At 64.7% G+C, this 931-nt stretch carries 1 protein-coding gene; it reads right to left on the bottom strand.

Annotated features, from left to right (window positions below; translation table 11 throughout):
* On the bottom strand, positions 1 to 116 hold a 116-nt coding region (locus EBE87_RS28435), incomplete at its 3' end, for a transposase (protein WP_233553605.1).
* Between the last annotated feature and the right edge of the window lie 815 nt (positions 117 to 931).

Genomic DNA, 931 nt, shown 5'->3' with positions numbered 1-931 from the left:
GCTGCCACCATGTCTCGGTGCTCGCTCAGCTCGGTATCGACGAGATCGCCGTTCCTGTCGATCGCCCGATACAAGTAGCACCAACGTCCACGGACCTTCAGGTATGTTTTATCCACGTGCCAAGGAACGATGCCCGGAGCCGCCCTTTGCTCGCCAACGCTGCCGAAGGCCACTGGTCAGTATCGGCGCGAGCTTCGCTTCCCACTCCCGCACCGCCTCATGGCTGAAGACGATGCCGCGGAGGAGGAACATCTCCGCCAGATCCCGCAAGGTGAGGCGGTAACACAGGCGCCACAACACCACGAGGGCAATCACCTCGCTCGGGTACTAAGCCCTTCTCGGCACGCCCGAGCTGCGCTCGTTGAACCCTCGGCCGCAAGTGCGGCAGCGAAAGCGCCGGTAACCCTGGGCCGTACGGTCACGCCGCTCAGTCACCTCGGCCGAACCGCAGCCCACGCACTCTATCTCAGGCTCCCAGTCGCCCATTAACCCGTCAGGAACTTATACAAACCTGCCCCCGCTGGCCAATCCGCGCGCCCATGGCGCGAACTCTGACAGATCCTCATGTTGCTCTCCGAAGGTCAGATGAGCGACCACAAGGGCGCAGCCCTGATGCGCGACGCCCTGCCGTCCGCCCGCCTCCTGATCGCGACAAAGGCCATAACAGCGACCGCTTCCGTCAGGCCCTGACCGCCCGCGGCATCGAAGCCTGCATGCCGTCACGCCGTGGCCGCAAGCGGCGCATCCCGCATGACAGGAAGCTCTACCGCCAGCGGCACCGCATCGAGAACACGTTTGGCAGGCTCCAGGGTTCAAGGCACTGCCTCGGACTGCCGCATCGCCATGCGCTATGGCCGCTGCGCCCACACCTTCATGTCCGCCATCTGCCTCGCAGCCGCCGCCCTCTTCCGGATCAATGAGGCCTGAACCT

The organism is Teichococcus wenyumeiae (assembly GCF_003696345.1).
Taxonomy (GTDB): Bacteria; Pseudomonadota; Alphaproteobacteria; order Acetobacterales; family Acetobacteraceae; genus Pseudoroseomonas; species Pseudoroseomonas wenyumeiae.
The sequence above is the reverse complement of the archived record's forward strand: the minus strand, read 5'-3'. Positions and strand labels throughout refer to the sequence as shown.